At 60.4% G+C, this 20989-nt stretch carries 21 protein-coding genes; 10 read left to right on the forward strand and 11 right to left on the reverse strand.

From position 1 onward, the window contains the following. Positions 1-193 precede the first annotated feature (193 nt). The 7 genes from BN3789_RS10205 to BN3789_RS10235 form a co-directional block, all read right to left on the reverse strand. A complete protein-coding gene (locus tag BN3789_RS10205) occupies positions 194-538 on the reverse strand; it encodes a hypothetical protein (RefSeq protein ID WP_066833934.1) in 345 nt (114 codons plus the stop codon). After that, positions 486-1730 (reverse strand): PTS cellobiose transporter subunit IIC, encoded by a 1245-nt coding sequence (celB, locus tag BN3789_RS10210; RefSeq protein WP_229254332.1) that lies wholly within the window; start codon positions 1728-1730, stop codon positions 486-488. Before celB ends, BN3789_RS10205 begins: the two co-directional genes overlap by 53 nt. A 4-nt stretch (positions 1731-1734) precedes the next feature. Next, positions 1735-2169 carry a hypothetical protein gene (locus tag BN3789_RS10215; RefSeq protein WP_147569692.1) on the reverse strand — a complete coding sequence of 145 codons (435 nt, stop codon included), beginning with the start codon at positions 2167-2169 and terminating at the stop codon, positions 1735-1737. Between the two features lie 165 nt (positions 2170-2334). Further along, a complete protein-coding gene (locus tag BN3789_RS10220; RefSeq protein WP_066833939.1) occupies positions 2335-2634 on the reverse strand; it encodes a PTS sugar transporter subunit IIB in 300 nt (99 codons plus the stop codon). 99 nt (positions 2635-2733) lie between these two features. Continuing rightward, a complete protein-coding gene (locus tag BN3789_RS10225) occupies positions 2734-3054 on the reverse strand; it encodes a PTS lactose/cellobiose transporter subunit IIA (protein ID WP_066833941.1) in 321 nt (106 codons plus the stop codon). 83 nt (positions 3055-3137) lie between these two features. Further along, on the reverse strand, positions 3138-5183 hold the full coding sequence (locus BN3789_RS10230; RefSeq protein ID WP_079989271.1) for a BglG family transcription antiterminator: 2046 nt from the start codon (positions 5181-5183) through the stop codon (positions 3138-3140). Positions 5184-5439: 256 nt separating this feature from the next. Continuing rightward, a complete protein-coding gene (locus tag BN3789_RS10235; protein WP_066833942.1) occupies positions 5440-6177 on the reverse strand; it encodes an SDR family NAD(P)-dependent oxidoreductase in 738 nt (245 codons plus the stop codon). A 145-nt stretch (positions 6178-6322) separates the two neighbouring features. Between BN3789_RS10235 and BN3789_RS10240 the strand changes: the two genes are divergently transcribed. The 6 genes from BN3789_RS10240 to BN3789_RS10265 all read left to right on the forward strand — a co-directional run bounded on the left by BN3789_RS10240 (position 6323) and on the right by BN3789_RS10265 (position 11722). Further along, positions 6323-6994: a TetR/AcrR family transcriptional regulator gene (locus BN3789_RS10240; RefSeq protein WP_066833945.1), complete on the forward strand. Its 672-nt coding sequence runs from the start codon at positions 6323-6325 to the stop codon at positions 6992-6994. 266 nt (positions 6995-7260) lie between these two features. Next, the gene (locus tag BN3789_RS10245; RefSeq protein WP_066833947.1) at positions 7261-8298 is read left to right on the forward strand and encodes a macro domain-containing protein; all 1038 of its coding nucleotides are present in this window, start codon (positions 7261-7263) and stop codon (positions 8296-8298) included. 99 nt (positions 8299-8397) lie between these two features. After that, a complete protein-coding gene (locus tag BN3789_RS10250) occupies positions 8398-9069 on the forward strand; it encodes a vWA domain-containing protein (RefSeq protein WP_066833949.1) in 672 nt (223 codons plus the stop codon). A gap of 83 nt (positions 9070-9152) precedes the next feature. Beyond that, positions 9153-9863 (forward strand): metallophosphoesterase family protein, encoded by a 711-nt coding sequence (locus tag BN3789_RS10255; protein WP_066833951.1) that lies wholly within the window; start codon positions 9153-9155, stop codon positions 9861-9863. A 552-nt stretch (positions 9864-10415) separates the two neighbouring features. Then, positions 10416-11033, forward strand: a complete 618-nt coding sequence (locus BN3789_RS10260; RefSeq protein ID WP_066833954.1) for an SOS response-associated peptidase family protein — start codon at positions 10416-10418, stop codon at positions 11031-11033. Between the two features lie 257 nt (positions 11034-11290). Continuing rightward, on the forward strand, positions 11291-11722 hold the full coding sequence (locus BN3789_RS10265) for a hypothetical protein (protein ID WP_066833956.1): 432 nt from the start codon (positions 11291-11293) through the stop codon (positions 11720-11722). A 62-nt stretch (positions 11723-11784) separates the two neighbouring features. Here BN3789_RS10265 and BN3789_RS10270 read toward each other — a convergent pair whose 3' ends face one another. Continuing rightward, positions 11785-12546, reverse strand: coding sequence for a hypothetical protein (locus BN3789_RS10270; RefSeq protein WP_066833959.1), 762 nt, complete (start codon positions 12544-12546; stop codon positions 11785-11787). Positions 12547-12785: 239 nt separating this feature from the next. Between BN3789_RS10270 and BN3789_RS10275 the strand changes: the two genes are divergently transcribed. Continuing rightward, the gene (locus tag BN3789_RS10275; protein WP_066833963.1) at positions 12786-13262 is read left to right on the forward strand and encodes an ASCH domain-containing protein; all 477 of its coding nucleotides are present in this window, start codon (positions 12786-12788) and stop codon (positions 13260-13262) included. A gap of 285 nt (positions 13263-13547) precedes the next feature. Then, a complete protein-coding gene (locus BN3789_RS10280) occupies positions 13548-13856 on the forward strand; it encodes a HigA family addiction module antitoxin (protein WP_066833966.1) in 309 nt (102 codons plus the stop codon). Between the two features lie 295 nt (positions 13857-14151). Here BN3789_RS10280 and BN3789_RS10285 read toward each other — a convergent pair whose 3' ends face one another. Next, entirely contained in the window at positions 14152-14802 is a 651-nt protein-coding gene (locus tag BN3789_RS10285) for an SIMPL domain-containing protein (protein WP_066833969.1), read from the reverse strand. Positions 14803-14848: 46 nt separating this feature from the next. Further along, positions 14849-17212 (reverse strand): S-layer homology domain-containing protein, encoded by a 2364-nt coding sequence (locus BN3789_RS10290; protein WP_066833973.1) that lies wholly within the window; start codon positions 17210-17212, stop codon positions 14849-14851. A 248-nt stretch (positions 17213-17460) separates the two neighbouring features. On the opposite strand from BN3789_RS10290, the gene BN3789_RS10295 reads away from it, so the two are divergent. Both BN3789_RS10295 and BN3789_RS10300 read left to right on the forward strand, forming a co-directional pair. After that, a complete protein-coding gene (locus BN3789_RS10295; RefSeq protein ID WP_066833976.1) occupies positions 17461-17823 on the forward strand; it encodes a DUF262 domain-containing protein in 363 nt (120 codons plus the stop codon). A 613-nt stretch (positions 17824-18436) separates the two neighbouring features. Continuing rightward, on the forward strand, positions 18437-19486 hold the full coding sequence (locus BN3789_RS10300; protein WP_066833979.1) for an Lrp/AsnC family transcriptional regulator: 1050 nt from the start codon (positions 18437-18439) through the stop codon (positions 19484-19486). Here the strand turns inward: BN3789_RS10300 and BN3789_RS10305 are convergent. Then, a complete protein-coding gene (locus BN3789_RS10305) occupies positions 19483-20961 on the reverse strand; it encodes a gamma-glutamylcyclotransferase family protein (RefSeq protein WP_066833982.1) in 1479 nt (492 codons plus the stop codon). The two genes, BN3789_RS10300 and BN3789_RS10305, sit on opposite strands and share 4 nt — an antisense overlap. Positions 20962-20989: the final 28 nt, after the last annotated feature.

A 20989-nucleotide genomic window follows, 5' to 3' on the forward strand; every position in this document is an offset into this window, starting at 1 on the left:
CCCGCCGAGAGTACGGTATAGGCACGTTTTTCACCCGGAAACGTGCCTATACCGTACCGTGGACAGGATGGTGTGCCTATAGCGTACCGTGGACCGCCCGCTCACGCTCCCGATCGATACAAAGACGGCCCGAGTCCTCGCTGAAGGACTCGGGCCGTAATGCGCATCGTCTCAGGCTCGCGTCGGCGCTTCCCTAGTAACGAGAGCTCCTGCCGCCGCGATCGCCGGGGCGGCGAGACGAACGGCTGCGGTCGGAGGGATGCTGAAATCCGCGCCCACCGCGGTTGGCGCCACCCTTGCCGCCGCGGCGCTCGCGCGAGCTCGGCTCATCGTAGTTGCGCCAGGTGTCGCGAGACGGGCGAGCCGGACGCGCGGAACGATCGTCGCGATCCTCGCGCCTCGCGCTCCCCTTGCGGTCGCGCGCGGAGCTGTGCGGCGAGCGACGGCCCTCGCGGGAGCCCTCGAAACGCTCGCGATGGCCGCGCTCATCGGCCTGCTCGGCGAACTGGGCGGCGCGGCGCTGGGCGACCGCGGACATGTAGGTCCATGGAGAGGAGTAGAAGGGGCGGGTGCTGGGCGGCATGAGCGGGGGCGTAGGAGGAGATGGTCGCCGCGGCCATGGGCGCGAGGACGAACGGCACGGCGAGTGCGGGGTTGTACACGATGGGCAGGCCGAAGAGGAGCGGCTCGTTGATGTTGAAGAACGCGGGCACGATCTCGGCCTTGCCGATGGCCTTGAGCTGCTCGGACTTCGCCATCGTGACCATGAGGATCGACAGGCCGAGTGTGCAGCCGGAGCCGCCGATGATGACGAATGCGTTGTTGTACTCGCCGGCCCACACCGCGGCACCGCCGTCGGCGTTGACGACGAGGTTGGCGATCGCGATGGCGGTCAGCGAGGAGGTGACGATGGTGGCGCCGTGGATGCCGACGAGCCACAGGGCGTGGATCAGGAAGTAGATCAGCAGGATGCCGGGATAGGTGCCGACGATGTTGACCACGAAGCCGAACGGGATGGCGATGAAGTCGTAGAAGTTGGTGCCGAACATCATGAAGACCGTCTGGATGAGCATGCAGACGATGGCGACCAGGAAGCCGGGGACGAGAGCGGTGAACGAGCGGGCGACGCCGTCGGGCACGACCTCGGGAAGCTTGATGACGATCTTCTTATCGACGCAGGTCGCGTAGACGCGCACGGCGAACCAGGCGATGATGAAGGCGCAGAAGATGCCGGTCGCGCCGAAGTTCGCCGGACCGTCGCCGCCAAGCTCCCAGCCGTTGTAGACGACGGAGGACCAGCCGGTCTCGCCCTCGACGATGCTCGTGATGCGGCTGATGACGCCGTCGACGAAGCCGACCTGCGGGGCGAGCATGAACATGGCCATGATGGCCATGAGCACGCCGTTCAGCGGCTTGATGTCGATACCGTCCTCCTCGGAGAGGATGCGCGAGTACTCGAACGCGGTGCCGATCAGGAAGTACACGGCGATGCACCCGATGGTGGCGTGATTCGCCAGCATGTAGAGCTCGGTGATCTGATCGAACGAGACGGCCCAGATGCCCCGGAGGCCAGGGAACGCCTGGGGAAGGACGTTCAGGATCAGGAACATGGAGCCCACGATCGTGAAGGAGATCGATGTCATACCGGCTTGGGTGATGGAGCGGATCATGCGGAACTGTGACAGCTTGGTCATCGGCCCCATGATGTATTTCTCGAGAAAGTCAAACACAGGACTACTCTCCCTTCCGTTGTCCTGCATGCTCAAGCGCCATGAGGTAGAGGCCGTAGCGCTTCTTGTCGCGGCGGTCGCGCACGAGCACGATACGCCAGGCGATGAGGGCCTTGAGCGCGAGCAGTATCGCGCACAGGCCGATGCCGACGACCGGGGTGGAGAAAAACGGGAAGAGCGTCTCCTTGCCGAAGACGGCGGTGATCGCGATCTCGAGCACCGACAGGAAGCAGCCGATGATGAGCGCGACGTGCGAAGCCCTGAGATATTCGATATCGTGCGTGAGCACGCGGTTGACCTCGAGCAGCACGATGGCGCCGAGTGCGATCTCCGAGGCGGGCGCAGCGAGCGCAACGAGGCTGTCTGTTGTCGCGAACAGCATGACGCCCCAGTACAGACCCACGAAGAAGATCCCTGAATCCAGGTATCGAATCAGCATGTAGCGGTTCCACTTCGCGGTGTTCACCTGCTGCATCTGGCGAAACGAAATCTCTTCCTCGGTGGGTCCACGCCCGGCCCTGTCATGAAGCCGGCGACGCTCCGCGCGAATGCGCTCTTTCCGTTTTCCCTTTTTCACGCTTGAGCTCTCTTATCTGTTGCTGGCCTACGCCAGGATCTTGTCGATCTGCTCGAAGATCGCCGGGCAGTTCTGGCGTCCGTAGTCCTTCATGGGGATGACGTCGACGGGCAGGCCCTGGGCCTTGGCGACGACCTTGTCCTTCTGATAGGAGATCTGCGGACCGATGAGGATGCAGTCATAGCCGTCATCGGCGGGGTTCTTGAGCTCGGAGAAGCTGCGGGCGGCGATCTCGAGGTCGATGCCGTTGTCCTTGGCGTAGGCCTCCATCTTCTTCATGAGCATGCTGGTCGACATACCGGCTGCGCAAACGAGCAGTACCTTCATGTGAGTACTCCCTTCGATAGAGCGGGATCTTCGGGTCCCGCGACGGTCGCTCGAGGGGCCCGGGGGTGCGGTCTGTTCGACCCCGGGCCCCTTTCAGGACTATTTGTCCTGCTTGAGCTCGTACAGGTTGATGATCTCCTCAGCCAGGTCCTGGCACAGCATGGCGGTCATCAGGTGGTCCTGCGAATGGACCAGCAGGATGTCCACGGGAACGTGGTCTCCGCCGGCCTCGCGGGAAAGCAGCTTGGTCTGCTCGTCATGCGCGGCGAGACCCGCGGTGCGGGACTCCTCGAGCATCTGGCGGGCCTCGTCGAACTTGCCCTCACGGGCGGCCTTGATCGACTCCATCGCGAGGCTGCGCGCCTGACCGGCTGCAGCGACGATTCCGAACGAAATCATCTCCATGCTTTCCTCTGCCATCTTCGTCACCTCCTCGTGTGCGGTCTCGTGCTTTATAGGTCCTATCTAGAAAACCGGTGCGAACCCGGTCCGTAGATATGCGTTCACGTTCCGGGCGAGCCGTCCGGCTCTCCTGAGAGGGCGCTTTCGAGTAGCGCCATGAGGGTCTCCCAGTTCTGGTGCTTCAGGAGCGTGTCGACGGCCTCCTTGTCGACAAGGAGGCTCGCGAACGCACTCATGAACTCGTGGAGTGGCATCTCGCCGTTCCGTTTCTTGTCGGAGAAGCCGAGCAGGAACACCGCTTGGACCGGCTGGCCGTCTGCATCCCATGCCACAGGGTGATTAAGCAGGCCGACGCAGATGAACGTCTCGTCACTTGCCGCCTCGATGGGATGCGGGGTCGCGACGCGGTTGCCGAACGACGTGGGCACCAGGGCCTCGCGTTTCCAGACGAGTTCGCGGAAGTCCGACGCCACCGAGCACGTCTCGCACGTCCGGTCGAGCAGGAAGTCGAGCACCTTGCGCTTGGACGTCAGGGTCATGTGCGGGAAGAACAGGGAGCGCTTGAAGTAGGGCGGGACCTTGCCCGGTTTGCTCCCCGAGTCGAGGACCAGGCGCATGTCGATGACCTCGTCGTCACCGAGGAAGTAGGAGACCTCGCGAACGGGGACCGGAAGCTTGCGGTTGATCGGTACGGTGGTGAACACGTAATCGATATGCGAGAAGTCGACGTTGTCGATACCCATGAGGTCGCAGGTGAAGATCCGGTCGACGTAGTCGGCGAACTCGCGGCGGCAGCGGTATTCGAGCAGATGGGCCGATCCCGCGCCCGACGCGCAGATCACCAGGATGTTCTTCTTGGGAATCTTGGATTTCTGCCGCTCGAGCGCGAGCGCGAACGCCAGGGCGATATAGCCGATCTCATCCTCGCTGACCTCGGCGCCGTATTTGCGCGCGAGCACGATCGAGGCGTCCATGGCCATGGAGTACGCCAGGGCATAGCGCTTCTTGATGTCGTCGATCAGCGGGTTCTTCAGGTACATGCGGTAGCGCAGGCGCACCGCGAGCGGCACGATATGGCGCGCGAGGTTCATATGGAGTTCAAGGTCGTTGCGGAAATCGAACCGGAATGCCTTCCAGACGCACTCGATCATCTCCTCGACGACATGCCAGACGTCGTCGGTGATGATCAGGCCCTCGTCTTTGGGCGAGTCGCCGAGCATCATCCGCTTGCCCGCGAGGTGGATGGAGATGTAGGCGATCTCCTCCTCGGGCAGCAGGCTCTCCTGGCCCATGGCCCCCTCGATCGCCGCGACGATCTTCTCGGCGACCCTGAACTCGTCGGTGCCCTTCATCTGGTCGAGCTGATCGGATGCCATCGGCACATAGCAGTGCTCTTGGATGCGGACGAGCGCTACGGCGATATGGACGATGAGGTTGCGGTAGGCGGCAGTGTTGATCTGGAAGTGCTCCTCCCGGATGACGCGGGAGACGCAGTCGGACACGATGTCGAGCGTCGTGTCGCTACCGGCGTCGGCGCCATCGCCCGCGTTCGCATCGGGATCCGGCTCCTGCCTGTCTTTGAACAGGCGAGAGAACAGCGTGTCGAGCGAGCGTTTCGTCTCGCTCTCGATGTCGCCCATGGCGTCGTTGAAGCGGTCGACGATGACGTTCGCCAGGCAGATGCGGCGCGACAGCTCCGGACCGGTGATGCGGATGCCGTAATGGGGGCGCGTCTCGATGGAGAGCCCGTAGCCGTCGAGGAACTCCTGGGCGTGCTTGAGGTCATTGGAGACGGTGCCGCGCGATACGAACATGAACCCGCTCAGGTCGTCCAGTTTGACCCAGTCGTTGCGCATGAGCAGATCGTTGAGCAGGAGCATCAGGCGCGCCTTCGGGGTCTGCACCGCCGAAGACGCCCCCACCCCCTCGCGCCAGGTGTCATAGGCGTACGGGTCTGATATCTCCATATGGTAGCCGCTCTTGCGGTTCAGCTTGATAGCCGCGAACCCGCTCATCGTCCTGTTGATCTGGTTGACGTACGTCCTGACGGTGCGTACGCTGACCCCGATGTAGTCAGCAAGGGCGTCCGGCGTTATGCCCGGATGGGTCTCGACATATGCAGCGAGCGTTTCGGCTCCGATGCGCATTGATACATACCTCCTTACCGTTTTATAGTATGTGTACGAAATGTGAAGTTCCAACGATGAAAGTTCCGGTGCAAAACGGAAAGAACTGAACAAAACGAAAACCGCTGTTTCCGCAGGTATATAACGGTCCTGTTGGTAATCTGCCATATGTTTCGGAAAGCCGCGCCGCGTTTTTTTGTCTGGGCGTTAAGAGCACGGCCGCCGAGGGGAATGGGAACCCTCGACGGCCGAATACGAAGATTGTCGAAGGTCAGGTCTACGCGACCATGCCGCCGTCGACCACGATGTAGGTTGCCGTGACGTAGGAGGCCTCATCGGAGGCGAGGAACGCCGCCACGGTTCCGATCTCGCGCGGTTCGCCACCGCGGCCCATGGGGATCCTGGAGAGCGTCGAGCCGGTGAACTCGCCGTCACGCGGCATCATCTCGGAGAAGATGGTGCCCGGGCAGATGGCGTTCACGCGGATGCCCTTGGGCGCGAGCTCGACGCCGCTGCTCTTGGTGAGCGAGATGGTTGCCGCTTTGGATGCAGCGTAGGTGGACAGCGTGGGCGCCGCCCCGAGGCCGCCGACCGACGCGATGTTGACAATCGAGCCGCCCTCGCCGATGACGTTGGAGAACAGCTTGGTTGCCAGGAAGTACGCGCGAATGTTGACGTTCATGACGGCGTCGTAATCCTTGGCCATGTCCATATCGGTGATGGGGAAGGGGTGCATGACGCCGGCGTTGTTCACGAGGATGTCGACCTTGCCGTACGTGTTGACGGCGCGGTCGAGCAGGTTTTGGACGTCCTGCTCGACCGTCATGTCGCAGCGGACGAACGTAGCGTCGTAGCCGTCGGCGCGATAGCCCGCCTCGATTTCGCGGCCCTGCTCCTCGCGCCGCCCGCAGAAGACGACCTTAGCGCCCTCTTCCAAAAAGATCTGCGTGATACCGATGCCGATGCCAGCGGTGCCGCCAGTGACGACCGCAACCTTGCCTTCGAGTTTGCCCATGGTGAGCCGCCTTTCCGCGTAGGAGCATGATGCGTGTGGGACGATTGTCCCGCCCGTTACGTTCATTATTCGTGGGCGACGTGGGATACTCAATGTACGGTTCTGAGCGATGTGCCCATTCAGCAGTTCCCGGAAGGGGGAGCCGATGGCGCGCCACACTGATCGAATCGAAGCGGGCCGTGCTGCGGCATCCGTCCACGTTGAGCGGATTGCCGACCGGACGCGCACCATGCGGGAGCGCCACGCTCCCGAGGCGTTTGAGCGCGCGTTTCTGGGGCTTGCGCTCGAACGCGGCTCGACGGGCGTGACGGCAACCGATGTGATCGAGGCCTCCGGGTATAGTCGTGGCAGCTTCTACCGGTATTACGCCGATCTGTATGATCTGCTCGAACAGCTCATGTCTTCCGAGGTCGAGGCCTACGTATGGTTGGTGAGTCGGGCGGTGGAGCAGGGGCTCTATCTGGAGCGCGAGTTCGACCGCGTGCTGTGCGTGGCGAACGATCTGCTGATTCATGTGGAGGACCGCCTGCTGTTCTACCGGGCGCTCTTTTCGTCCGATGTGGACTGCATCGGATTCGAGGAGTTCTGCAGTCGGGCCATCGCGTGCTTTCGGGCCTCCGGCTACCGCGTCATGTGCGAGGGCGCGGGCGAGATCGACGAGGACTTCTATTGCTACTGCACCACCCGATCGTTTTTGATGTACATCAAGTACTGGGTCGAGCGCGGCTGCAGTACTCCCCGTGAGCAGCTTGCGCGCCAGATAGCGTCTATGAGCGCGCCGGAAAGCGCGGGCATGCGGCCACGCTTTCTGAAATAAACAGGGATTACCTGCCATTGACGGGTGCGTTTGGCAGCGCCCGCCCCGCCGCGGCCTCCTTCCTGCCAAAATGTCCCGTCCCAATGGGTTGCTTGGGGACGGGTTCGTTTCAACCCATCCGGCGGCCCCTGCGGTTCTCGCGAACCGGAACGGAAGCGTCCCGCCACAGCCCCCTCCTTCCAAAATGCCTCGCTCCAAGACGCATCAGAGCGTAGGTGTGGGACAATGGGCATGGTTCCAGTCGATGCAATAGGACGGGGTGCGTCATGCCGTTTGCCATCGAACGCAACGATATCGCCAAGGTTCATGCCGACGTGCTGGTGAATGCCGCCAACGAGCAGCTGGCTCCGGGAGGCGGCGTGTGCGGCGCGCTGTTCGAGGGTGCGGGATACCAGCAGATGCTCGCGGCGTGCCGGGCTATCGGGCACACGCCCACGGGAAGCGCTGCCGTCACACCGGGCTTCGACCTGCCGTGTCGCTGGGTCGTGCACGCAGTGGGACCGGTGTGGCGCGGTGGGGCGCACGGCGAGGAGCAGCTGCTCCGTGAAAGCTACCGTAGCACCTTCGCCGAGGTTGTGCGTCTAGGCGCCTCCTCAGTTGCGTTTCCGCTGATATCGGCGGGCATCTACGGGTATCCGATCCGCGATGCGCTGCGTATCGCGCGCGAGGAGACGGCGGCGTTTCTGGATGAGCATGATGACGTGCGGGCGACGCTCGTCGTGTTCACGCGCGACGTCATCGTGCAGGGAGGCAGGCATCTTGCGGACCTGCGCGCCTATATCGACGATACGTATGTGGAAAGCAGCCCGCACATGCGCCGCCGCATGGATGAGGTGCCGCACCTGGATGCTTCCGCCATGGTTCAGATGGATGCCATGGTTGCGCCAGGGCGGGCACCCGAGACGGTGTTCGCCGGTGCCCCTCGGGATAAAAACGAGCTGGCAGACCTGCTCGATCATCTGGACGAGCCCTTCTCTACAACGCTTCTTGCCCTGATCGACGCGCACGGCCTGACCGACGCGCAGGTGTACAAGCGCGCGAATATCAGTCGGCAGCTCTTCGCCAAGATACGCTCCAACCCGGCGTACAAGCCGACCAAGCCGACGGCGGTGGCACTCGGTATGGCGCTCGAACTCACCTATGACGAGCTGCAGGATCTGCTTGCCCGCGCGGGACTCACGCTCTCGCGCAGCAGCAAGTTCGACGTGATCATCGAGTTCTTCATCATGCGCGGCGACTACAGCATCTTCGATGTCAACGAGGCACTGTTCGCATTCGACCAGCCACTGTTGGGATCTGCCTGACGCGTGCGCGGACGAGATGTCGCCTGGCGGTTTACCTGTCGCCTGCGGCCAGACGGTAGTCTTCAGGGTGTCAGGAACCTCGATGCCAAGGAGGCAACCATGAGCAAGAAGCAGCAGGACAAGCAGGGTCTTCGCACCGAGATCGTCTTCATCTTGGATGCGAGCGGGTCGATGAGCGGGCTGGAGAGCGACACGGTCGGCGGGTTCAACGGCATGATCGAGCGCAACCGCGAGGAGCCTGGCGAGGCGGTGGTGTCGACCATCATCTTCAACGATAAGAGTTACGTGCTGCACGACCGCATCGATATTCGGGAGGTGCCGCGCCTCACGCGCAGGCAGTACCGCTGCAGTGGTTGCACGGCACTGCTGGATGCGGTAGGCGGCGCCATCAAGCATGTCGACGTGGTGCAAGGTGTGCTGCCCGACGGCTACAAGGCGGACAAGGTACTGTTCGTCATCACGACGGACGGGATGGAGAACGCGAGCCGGCATTTCTCGTATGCGCAGATTAAGCAGATGATCGAGCATCGACGCGAGCGGGGATGGGAGTTTCTGTTCATCGGTGCCAACATCGATGCGGGGGCGGAGGCAGAGCAGCTGGGAATCGAGCGCGATCGCGCGGCGGACTATCTGGCCGACGAGCAGGGCACCGAGGTGCTCTATGCTGCGATGGCATCGGCTGTGGCGAGCGTGCGCAGCGTGCCGGCGGGCGGGTCTCTGGGAAGCGCATGGCGCAAGGGCCTCGACGAGGACGTCCGCGCCCGCCGCTGACGGGCGGCCCGCCGCGGGGGCGGGCTCTGCCATGGGGCGCCATGGGGGACGGGTACAATTGGCAGATGAGGGAAGGGGGCTCCATGAGCATCTGGGTCACCGGAGACATCCACGGCAGCATCGATATCAAGAAGCTGTCGCATCGCCGCTGGCCGGAGGGCCGGATGCTCACGTCTGAAGACCAGCTCATCATCTGCGGGGACTTTGGCATGCCGTGGGATGGTTCCAACGAGGAGAAGTACTGGCTCGGTTGGCTGTGCGACCGGCCGTGGACCACGTTGTTCGTGGACGGCAACCACGAGTGCTTCCCGTATCTTGCGGAGCTGCCCGAAAGCGAGCGGTGGGGAGGCAGGGTTCAGGTGTACCCCGATTACCCGGGCATCGTCCATCTCATGCGCGGCGAGGTCTACGATATTGACGGGGCGCGCATCTTCGCGATGGGCGGGGCGGCGAGCCACGACAAGGCGTGGCGAACGCCCGGTTGGGATTGGTTTGCCGAGGAAATGCCGCGTGTGGTGGAGCTTTGTGCGGCTGAAGAGCGGCTCGAGACGGTCGGTTGGCAGGTTGACTACGTGGTCTCGCACTGTTGCGCCACGCGTATGCTCGACGCGGCGCTTGCGCGCACGCCGTATCCCGACGGGCGCGACAAGCCGGATGCTCTGAACGAATGGTTTGACATGCTGGAGGATCGGCTGACATATCGTCGCTGGTACTTTGGGCATTATCATGCGGACGCGGAGCTGGACGAGCGGCATCGGCTGCTGTACCGGGATATCGTGGAGCTGGGAAGATAGAGGGGGTGCTGGGTGGGTTCCTCCGCATGGTCCCCTCATGGCTCCGTCGTTGCTTTTCTGGTCGTCCAAGGCACGTGGGCCTTTGCTAAAGGGGTCCCGTATGCGCGCGGTGGGGAATCCGCACCGCAAAACCCCAGGATTGTAGGGGTCAATAATTATTGAAATAGAATTTGGTATCAATTCCCGAGGTATTCAAGAAAACGGACAAATACGACAATGTTTCTGACCTGCTGTTTCTTTGGTGAGTCTGTCGATGTTGGTCTTTGCGGGATGCTCGAAACGCCTCAAACAGGCCTTTATAGTTCAAGATTTGACACCAATTTTTTCTAGGTGCCTTCACGCACCTTGATAAAGCCTTTTATCAAGGTGCGGTTTCCCCTACGGGCGGATACGATGGGATTTTCGAGTGTCTTAGGGTATGGATTTGCCGGTGATGGGTTCGTTCTGCTCGTTGGGGCAAGCCTATTCCGCTGCCGCTTTTCGCGCCCGATCTGTGGCGGAACGGCGGGCGCGTATCATGTCCATAAACACCGGAAACCGGAGGTTGCGCCCATGTGCCAAAGAATGTGTCCGCTGAGCTTCGAGGAGGCCCAAGAGGTCCTTGCATCGCGCGAGGAGACGGGGCGTGCTCGCGTGGCGGCGGACGAAACGTTCGACTCGGAGCGCGACGCGTGGCCCGGTTCGATGGTCGCCGCCTTTGTTCCCGACGAGGGAGGAAAGCTCGTCGCCACAAAGCTGACATGGGGCTTTGACGCTCCGAGCGGTTCGCGCGCCGTGTTCAATACGCGCATCGAGACGGCGTTGGCGCAGCTGCGCGACGGGCGCGGCATGTGGGCCGACGCCATCGCGCACGGGCGCTGCCTGGTTCCGGTACGGGCGTTCTACGAAAGCCATGCGACCGAACGGGTGAAGAGCGAGCGCACGGGCAAGCCCGTGCGTCGCCAGTACCGATTTCTCATGCCGGGAGCCAAGGCGTTTCTTCTTGCCGGCGTATGCCAGGACGGAAAGCTCTCGATCGTGACCTGCGAGCCCAATTCGGCTGTCGCGCCCGTGCACAACCGCATGCCGCTCGTGCTGGGACCGGGGGAGTCAGCGGTGTGGCTGGGCCCGGGGTTCGAGGTGCTTGCAGACCGCAGCCACGTGCGACTGGTGTCAGAACCGGAGCGGTAGACGTCATCGTTTCCGACGGGGCGCCAGCAGCCTACTCTTGATGCGTAAGTGGGGTGCTGCCTCAGCCCTCGGGTGGATGAGGGCCTTTCGGTCGGTACGAAGCATACGTATCGAATGTCATATGAGCCGCCTGTTAAGGGACCTCCTTTCGAAGTACTGAATAGAATGAATATTTCCAATATTTCCACTAAAACGAGGTCAGAGGACTAATTTGACGACGTGCGCCCATTTCTGCATATTGACAAGAGCCTCTCGAGATGGCGGCCGCGGCAACTGCGGGATACGCCTATCTGATTCAGCTGGTCGGCTACCACATCTGGCGTGCGGCGCATTTGGCGGCGCGCCGGGACGGTCGGATCGCCATGGAAGACGTCCAGAACGGTATCGCCGCGGCAAGAAGGGAATTCGAGCGCGCGGTGCTCGAGACCGCCATTGCGGGCCTGTCCAAAACCGCCATGGAGTACCTGCTTGCAATGGCGCAGGATGCACATGCGTCATCGACGACGGAGATCGCCCGGCGCATAGGCGTACCCTCCTCATCGCTGACGGCGACGCGAAGCATGCTGATCACGCGCCAGATCATCGAGTCGACAGGCCGCGGGTACGTCGGGTTCTCCACCCCGTTCATGCGCGACTACCTGCTGGCGAACCGTAGCGCGCTGCTGTCTCGGTACGGAGTTGAGGAGTAGGGTCGAGGGCTGTCCCTGCGGTCAGCATGCGGCGGCTCCTGTCATCTGGGCGGGTATGAGCACTATTTGCCCGGCGACGAGACTTTCCGGACGATGTAGAACACGATGGCGGATACCCCCGCAGTGACGAATCCCCAGCCGAGGCTCAACAAGGCGCCGCCGAGAACAAGCAGGAAGATGCCTGCGCCGTCAAGGTCGTCGGTCACGATGGAGTAGATGACGAACACGACGGTCGACACAAACCAGCTTACCGGGTAGATGGAGCAGAACAGCCCCTTGACGGTCCGCTCGCTCGACAGGGCGCCGACGAGCACGGATGCCAGGATGGTCGCCGCCGTCGTGACGATGATGCCGACCTTCGAGGTGGCCGACACCGACGACGAGCCGAGCAGGGCGGGGTAGAAGACGACGCCCGCGCCGGCGAACATGATCCCGATGATGACGATAGCGACCATGGCGACCGTGATGCCTGCGCCGCCCCCGCCCTCTTCGGGGCTGCCGATGGGCGGGTGCCACCCGCGGACCTCTCCGATCCTCCGGTCGCGGGCATCGCGGACCGTCCCGTCTTCGCTGATCGACCCGATCTTCGTCCCGTGGGTGTACACGCCACTATCACGGGCGAGGTACAGGTTGCCGCTCGATGAGATGTCGACGACCTTCTCGCGTCCGCCCCAGCCCCGCTCGGCGTATATGCCGTCCGGCTCGATATCGCCGTAGTACGTGCTCGTGCCGTCGGACCGCTTGAGGTAGAGCCTGCCCGAATCGGTGATCTCGCCGACCTCGGTACCGAAAAAGCCCTTGTCGAGTACGATGCGCTTGGTCATGGCGTCCTCCCCGGTGACGTTGCGTCCATAATACAACACCCGGCAGGGCCGGCTTCGGTCCTGTTGGAGAGGTCGGTCGGGCGGAATTGTCGACGCCGCTACCATGCCCGTTGGCCCAGCTTGCACTACGAGCGCGACGCCCCCGCTCCCGTTCACCGGTCCGTAGCTGTGAGCTAATCCCTTGCAAGAGACACCCCGGTACAATGAGCTCAACGGCCGTGCTGTCGAAGGGGTATCACATGGAAGCCATCAGCCTGTGGCCCGAGTGGGCGCATCTCATCTTCTGCGGATTCAAGTCGATCGAGGTGAGGACCTGGAAGATCAGCACGCCGCGCGAGCTGCTACTGTGCACGAGCAAGCAGAAGTACAAGTATTTCCCGGGTGGCTACGCCGTGGGAATCATGAAGGTGGCCGACTGCGTGTCGTTTACCGAGGAGCATCTGGAAGGCGCGTGGATGCTGCCGGAGGATATGCCCACGAAGCCGTCGTACGCCTGGATGCTCGACTGGTTCAGCCCCATCAAGCCGTTTCCCGTCAAGGGCAAGGTGAGCATCTACAACGTCGACAAGGATCCCGAGGACTTCGAGTACCTGGACACCAACCGCGCCATCTACGACGCGTACCGCCCGCTGCTCCCCGAGCTGCCGAAGACCTATGAGGAGGCTCGCGCGGCGAAGGACTTTGGTGCGATGTTCATCTGGCCGGAGGAGGAGTAGGGGACCGGCAGTTCATGTCCATCCGAAAACAATGGGATATGGCTGCAAGGCCATAAGACCATGTGCGCCATTTTTCCGCCGCTTGCGGTTTCATGGACCGTAGGCCTCATGACTGCTGATAATCTAAATCTAGCGAACCCGCCAGGCCTCTCAACGATGCACACTTGGCGGGTGTTGTTTTATGTAGTTGCCGGAAGGAATACGACAAGCCATGCTAGCGGCATGCCCGCCTTGCCGCTGCTCACATATTCAGTTTTGTTCGAGCGGTAAAGGTCGAGAAAGTAGATGAACATTATGAGCAGCCGTATTGAATGCAAAGACACCGTCGCTTTCCATCCCGGGCATTACGCCAAGGAGATCGTCGAGGATGCCGGTCTGACTCAGGAAGAGTTCGCTAAACGGCTCGGTACCACGCCGAAGACCTTGAGTAAGCTCCTCGGCGGCGGACAGCGCCTGACGGCTGATTTTGCCTGGAAGTTGCCGAGGATGCTGGGAGCAAGCGAACAGTATCGGCTCAATCTACAGAGCATCTTGATGCTGTTCAAGCAAGAGCCCAGCTTGATGGGGGATTATAGAGCGAGAAAAAAGCCTTAGGGTACTTGGTATTTAGACTTGCTACAGGATTGCTACAGGAAGAGTTTTCCAGCAGAGGGTCCTGCAAGAGGTTCGTATCGGCATGCGGTTTTCGCTCAGTGCGATTGCTAAGTTTGCTCAGTCAATCGGACGAGATTCGGGTATTGTGCTTGGCCGACTTCAGAATGACGGATTTGTGCGGTATGAGGACGCCTCGCTTGCGAGGTTGAGAACGAAGCATCTAATGAGGCGACGTTGGGATGCGAGCAAGTCGCCCGTGGTCGCTTTTGCTTTAGCGACCACGGGCGGTTGCGTGTCAGGAGGCTGGCTCAACGAGCCACCAATCGACATCGACATGGCATTCGATGTCGATTGGTTCGGGTTCAAACTCTGGTCCATCGTCAGAAGCGCTGGACGGTGCGGCAAAATCTGAGCACATGCGGAGGAATGGCCCGCCGCCACTTTGATAGCGAATTTCGCAGACGCCTCCGAGCTCCATGCCCGCCGCATGAGCGAGTGTCTCGGCGCTGTGGCGCGCTCGAGCGACCGCCTTATCGATGAGGGCGTCTTCTGCCGACCGCTCATTATCCAGCTCAAACGTTAGCCGGAGCGAAGCATGCAGCTTGCTATCGGACAAAGCCTGACAGATGGCGTGGATGTCGTAGTTTTCGCGCGGGATGCGCAGCGTGCCCCAACATGAGTAGTCGTAGCCGTCGATGATGCCCTTTTTGCCCGCGCGATGCGCATAAGACGAGTATCCAGAGAACTTGAGGTCTCCGCCAAGCCCAAATGTGGAGAGGATATCGATGGCCTTGCGCTGCTCGTTGGCAAAGTCATCCGCACATGCCTGATGCGTTTTGCACCTGTTGCCAAAGCTGATGGTAAAGAGGGCAATGTCGGGAACGACGGAGCTCTCCGCTGTTGCACCGACTCTGACGATGGGTTGTGGGTTCCTTTCGTCGGTCATAGTGCCTCCTTTTGCCGGATGAAAAGACTGACTAATGGTTGCGTTATCAGTCGAGCACGCCAGCGTCGATGGCGCTCACGGTCATGGCGGCCATTTCGGCACGGACGAGTCCGCGGGTGGCCTGCAGGGCGCGCGAGCCGTCGCCGAGCTCGACGCCGTTCATGATGCCCGCCTCCACGGCCCAGGCGACCGCGGGACGTGCCCAGGCGGACACGGCGGAGCCGTCGGCGAAACGGTCGAGTACCGAGGTGTCGGCGGCCTCCAGGTCCGCGCCGGCGGCGTTGGCGATGACGGCGCAGAACTCCTCGCGGGTAAGGGTTTGCCCGATGCCGAACAGGTCGGTGCCGGCGTAGCCGCCCATGACGCCTTCGGCTACGGCCCAGTTGACCGCGTCGGTGTACCAGTCGTTCAAGACGTCCTTCTGGGGCGCCGGGGGTGCGGCGAGGTTGTTGTCGCCCAGATAGTTGAACATGACGGCCGCCGCCTGCTCGCGAGTGAGCCAGTCGAGCGGGCCGAAGCAGTCGGAGCCGGAGTAACCGTTCATGACGCCGAGCTCGGCGGCCCTTGTGACGGCCTCGAAGTACCAGGCGTCCTCGGTCACGTCGGGGAACGTGGGCGCGGGCTTCTCGGGATCGTCTGGGGTGCCGGGCGTGTCCGGACCTGAGGGGTCACTCGGGCCGGAGGGCTCGTCACCCTTCTCCACAATTTGGAACTCGACCCTGACGGTGCCGGTGTAGGCGCCCTTGCCAGTGATGATGACCGCCGCAGTGCCGGGCCTGTCGTTGTCCTCGTAGGAGAGCTCGTAGTCGGCGCCCTCGGCAAGGACCTTGCCGTCGAGGGTGACGGTGGGCTTGGGTGTCACGGGCGTATCGGACCAGATCTGGTTGGGAATCTTAGAGACGGCGGCTTTGTCGATGGAGACGGTGCCGACGGGTTCGATGTTGATGTAGTAGATAATGAATAGTGAGCTGAGGTAATAATCGTTTTCGTGGGAGACCTTGGCGTACTCAGGTATGTATATTTCTCCGTTATCGTCAATAGTGAAGGACCTAATGTCGGAGAAGCCTTTCGATGTTTCGTAGGAAGTGTAGACGGTGGCCGTTCTGCCAGCATACTTTTTCCCGAAGTTTACCTTTGAGTTGAAGTATCCGGAATCCCCTTCGTTTCCGTAGGGGGTTACGTCCAAGATGATGCTTCCTGCGAAGAGCCCTCCCTCCTTCGGTCGTTCGTAGCCATATTCTGTCATTGGCTCTCCGCTATAGAATGAGCCGAGGGACAAGTCCAAATCGGAGTTTTCTACAGTCGCGACAGCACCCGTTTCCAGTATGTGGCTGTTGGGGCATGTGCGGTAATCAATCTGTACGCCGTTAGCGAGAGTGCGAGGATTCTCGATCAGGACCGTTATGAGGCCCTGTACCTTGTAACCGTCTCTGTAGTCTGCAGACCATAGATTGGTCATTGGTCCTACAAGCTCGTAGTTCTCGTTATGAGCTGGTTGGGGTACGCCATGTGGGACCGTGAACGTGCCGTCATCCGAGATCTTCACCCTGTGAGTTGCAATGCCTGCACTATCGTTGGATATGTTTCCAGGGGCCCGTCCGGTGTCGATGTAGACAATCGCGGTCTGGCCAGCATAAGCTTTGTCTACCGAGAATCGGAAACCCGATATCGGGCTGTCAAAGTCGTCATACAGCGACGGTTTCATCTTTTTGAACCCATAGCGGTACGTCCCGATGATGGAAGACCCCTCTTTCGGGGTTGCGGTTCCCTCGGCGTAATATGATGGGAGGTCCGTTCCGGGAAGATTGGGGACTTCTTCGATGAACGGAGTGCTGTCATCAATTTGGGCAATACAGGTTTTATCTTCTGCCACCACGTCTATTGCGGCGTTTTCGGTACTGATGGAGTCAAGAACTGCCGTGTAGCGAGATGCGAATGTGTCATACGCCTCTTGGAGAACATGGGGGTCGTAGGATGGGCCGGATCCGCCAAACTCATAATTGACAATGGTCTTGTCCCAGAGATCGAGCACTGCGGTGACGACCGCCGAACCGTCGACGCGGAAATCGATAGGCATATTCGAAGGTTCTCTGGTGTCTGCGATGGTCCTGCGAAGGACTTCTGTGTTGCCGTTTTCGTGTTCGACGTAGAACGATACACGATGGAGGGGATATCCTTCGGGAATCTCGAACATATGTCGATAGTGCGTTGATTCTGCTGTGAAGCGATAGGAACCGAGTACGTATTCTCCTGCTGAGGGAGTGTAGTTGCTCGCGAACTCGTCGGTGGACTCCACGGTGATGCCCGCCTGTTGGATGGTTCCAGCCTGGGGCGCTGCCTCCGCGATGGCGACTGACGGCGCAGCAAGTGCGGCGAGTGTCGCAGCGGCAACTAAGGGTACTTTATTCATATCGGTCCCTTCTTCGTTCATGGATCCGGCGCTCTTCATGTCGACATTTTAATTGATGCCCTGTTGGCCGCTTGTGTTCCCACTGGGCTTTTCGGCGACAGGAGCATGCGGATGAACAGCTGCCCTCTCAAATCGAGCCTTCCTCGTTCAACAAATCTGTTTAACCATCGGGAGGTGAGCGCCTGCGGTGAAGAACGTGTGCGCAGTATACTTTTCAACATGTGGTTCCATTAGCGAAAGGGACAACCGTGTCGAAGCTCAACATCGATCAGAAGACTATTCGTGAGTTGCTTACCGACAAGCATGCCGACTTCCTTATCCCGGATTATCAGCGCCCCTACGCATGGGGAGAGGACGAGTGCGCGACCCTGTGGGACGATCTCTTTGCGTTCTCGTTTCCCAATGACGACTTTGAGCAATTCGACAGCTCGTCCGACGAATACTTTCTTGGACCTATCGTCACCTTTAAGAATGGCGAAGGAAAGTTGGAGATTATCGATGGCCAGCAGCGCCTTACGACAATCATGTTGCTCCTTCGCGCCTTTTACGACAAGTTTGTTCCTGGATTGAGCTTGCTTTACTTAGCGAAGACGCTCGGGCTAGGAATTTAGCTAGGCAGATAATTGAGAGACTTCACGATTATGCAAAGCCAGAACGAATCTATGAACAGCTATTGCCAGCTTCGAAGGAGCTTTTCGTAGGTTGTCTCTAAAATGAATGCGATTCGGTCTCCATGCATTCGGTTGGCTGGACTCATTGATCTAAGCCAGGCGCCTACGCGTTGGTGGTGGCATTTGGACGGGCCGCCCCGCATACATTATGCAAAACGCGTGCGGGGCGCTTTTCTCCGCCATTGTTCTTGTCCATAATGCAGAGAGGATGAAGTTGACTGGCATATTCTTCTATTAGCGCCGCTGTCCTATAAGGATTGTGTCACATCTCCGTGGCGGAGCGGCGGCGTTCGGTAAGTGGAGCAGGGGCGTTTTTCGCCTGTAAGATGGCTTATTGGCTAGTAGCTCCGTTTGATATCGCCATACCTGGTGCCGAAAAGGATGATAACTCAGTGTTCGGCGGGCGGAAGAGCTGCGGCCGTTTTAGGCGTCATGCTCAGCTGGGTATCGGCATCCCGGGGAAATGCTCGAACGGATGTTTTGGCTGATGTGAGCGGGGTCACGTACCTCCTTTCCGATTATCCTGTTGCCACTCAAGCTTCCGGGAGGGGTAATGGATATTCGAACCTTCATCAACCGAAATGCGCTCGGTCATCGCTTGCTCGATCGTCTATTGAGTGGGCGTAGCAGTCCCTTTTGCACCGGACAGGTAGATGAATGGCTGTTCGGCCGACATCCCGGGCAGATTGGTAGGCAACTCGAATCCGAGTGGTTTGCGGCATTCAAGGGCGGTGTCAAGTCCTACGCTCGTGAGCTATACGGCGCAGACCGCCTCGATCTCTATCTGGAGGTCCGCGATCTCATCGACGCTCTGCGCGATCAGGGCTATGTTCCCAGAACGGTTAAGTATGAGCTCAAGGATTCGTTTCTCAGCCGTGACGAGGTCAATCTTATTATTCTCAAAGAGATGCAGGAGCCTATTACGCAGGATAGGCTGGCTAACGATGTTCTCGGGTGTTCGCGTCAGACGGTTGGCGAGCGCTTGAAGGAGCTGCAGGACGGTTACCGGCTTGGGGACATGAGCGTCATAATTGCTCCCGAGCGTGGCGGCAGGCTCCAGTCGACAGTTCATCCCATTCTGCTTCCGCTTAATCTCTCCGAGGTCTACGTGTTGTTGAGTGCCCTGGGAGCGCAGACGAGCGGATTGAGCAGGGAGGATCCGCATTGGGCGATCCTGAACGACGTTGCCGAGAAGATCTATTTCCAACTGACCGACTATGCTCGCGATCGTATCGATGGCCGGCTTGCCGAGCAGGGTTTCCATCTACAGGGAGATACGCCTCCTATCTACGTGGGTGATCAACATGCTCATGTGCGGGGGACAACCGGCTGTTCGATGTCCTGGGCCTTCTTTGAGAAGGCGCATAAACGCGTTGAGGTGATTTGTGCTGACGGGGAGGGGGAGGAGTCGACGTACGTTGGCTTTATGGACGGATGGACCGATGCGTCGCCCTATGTGGATGCAGATGCCGGAGTCGATCCCAGGCACTGCTTCCTGGTCAAAGACATTGATGGCGCGTGTGTCGCTGTAAGCTGGGAGAACGTTGTAGATATCCGGAGCGTCCCAGATGGAGGGGACGCTCCGGAACCTGGTTGTCGTTAGCGCTCGATTGCCTGCTGGAGGTACTCCTCTGCCAGCTCATCAGTGAGGGCTCCCGCCCCCTCGGTAAGACCCCTCTGCATGACATCGAGGTAGGCCTTGCTAGGCATGACATGTTCCCGCTCACGGGTATTGGTGAACGTGATCATGGGGATGCCGGCGTGCTTGCCGATAAGCTGCTTGCTGCTATACCAGTTTGCGCCATTGCCCTCCTGCTCATGAATGTCCGCGAGCTGCTCTTTGGTAACAAGGTATGCACGGCCGAAGGCAAGTCCCGTGCGCGAGGTGTCGAGGAACGCGACGCCCGAATTGCCCCATGAGGCGCTCTTGTTTCCGAAGTACACGTTATAAGGGATGGTGACCGAGATATCGAACAGCGGCGCCGTCTTGTCACGGCAACCGTCATAAGCCCTTCCGTTGTCCTCGCAGAAGCCGCCCTCGATGTAGCACATGAAGCGCTCGCGCAGAAGATTCGAGCCATACGCCACATACCAGACGTGCGTCCTCTGGAGCTCTTTGAGATACGGCCAAGGCTGCAGCTCTTCGGGCACCCGGGAATCATCCGTAACCTCGTTGCGGTACACGTAGACATAGGCTTTGAAGACGGGCCCATCGTCCATGAAGGCGTTGGTGACGGCCCGGTCATACAGGCTGCCGAGCTGCTCAAGAATATCGAGCCGCTCGAGCGCGTCAGCATCGCACAGGATGAGCTCTCCGGTTGCGGTCAAGGGCTTTTCGGTGTACTTGACGGCAGGATAGGCGCCCAGGTCATGCAGCGCGAAGCCGAAGATGGCTGCCGGACCGAGGTGCTCGCAGTCTTCGATGAGGTAGCGGTTGGCCTCCCCCGACATGAGGGTGCCATAGACGAAGACGGGCACGGAGACGGGGCCATTGAGCGTTTCGACGATGCGCATCATCTTGACGGTGACGTCATTCCCGAAAGGAAGGATGGTGTCGCAATCTTCAATCATCTTGGCGTACTCCTCGGCGATCTCGATGAGCATTGCCGTGAACTCAGGACAGAGATCGGGCTGATAGTCGAGGATGGTCATGATACCGGAGTCGATGAAATCCTGAACGGTCCGCATCTGGTCCCGGAGCCCGTCGATGCCGTGTCCCATGAGGCGACGGGAACAGCTGAACTCGAGGCCGCGCTGAAGTGCGGGGAGGATGTTCTTGTTGGGGCTGCCGGAGAGCATAGCCTTGATGAGGATCTGGCAGCAGATATAGGTCGGATGATAGACGAAGTCGACGCGGGCATCGGAGGGAACCTCATAGCTGGAGAGGTAGGAGAAGCTCCCGTCTTCGCGCTGGAAATCGATGATGGCGCGCACCGTCTCAGCGAACTCCTCGCTGTCGATGGGTGCCTCGTCGCGCAGCCGGATGAGCCGGTCTGTCTGCTCGAACATAGCGGGGATGTCGGGACCGGGCTCGTCGTGGCGGTTGCTGATCAGGTCGCGGGTGAGGATGAACGACATTGTTGCTCCCTTCATCGGGGTTGAATTG

It is taken from the genome of Collinsella ihumii (assembly GCF_900046475.1).
Lineage (GTDB): Bacteria > Actinomycetota > Coriobacteriia > Coriobacteriales > Coriobacteriaceae > Collinsella > Collinsella ihumii.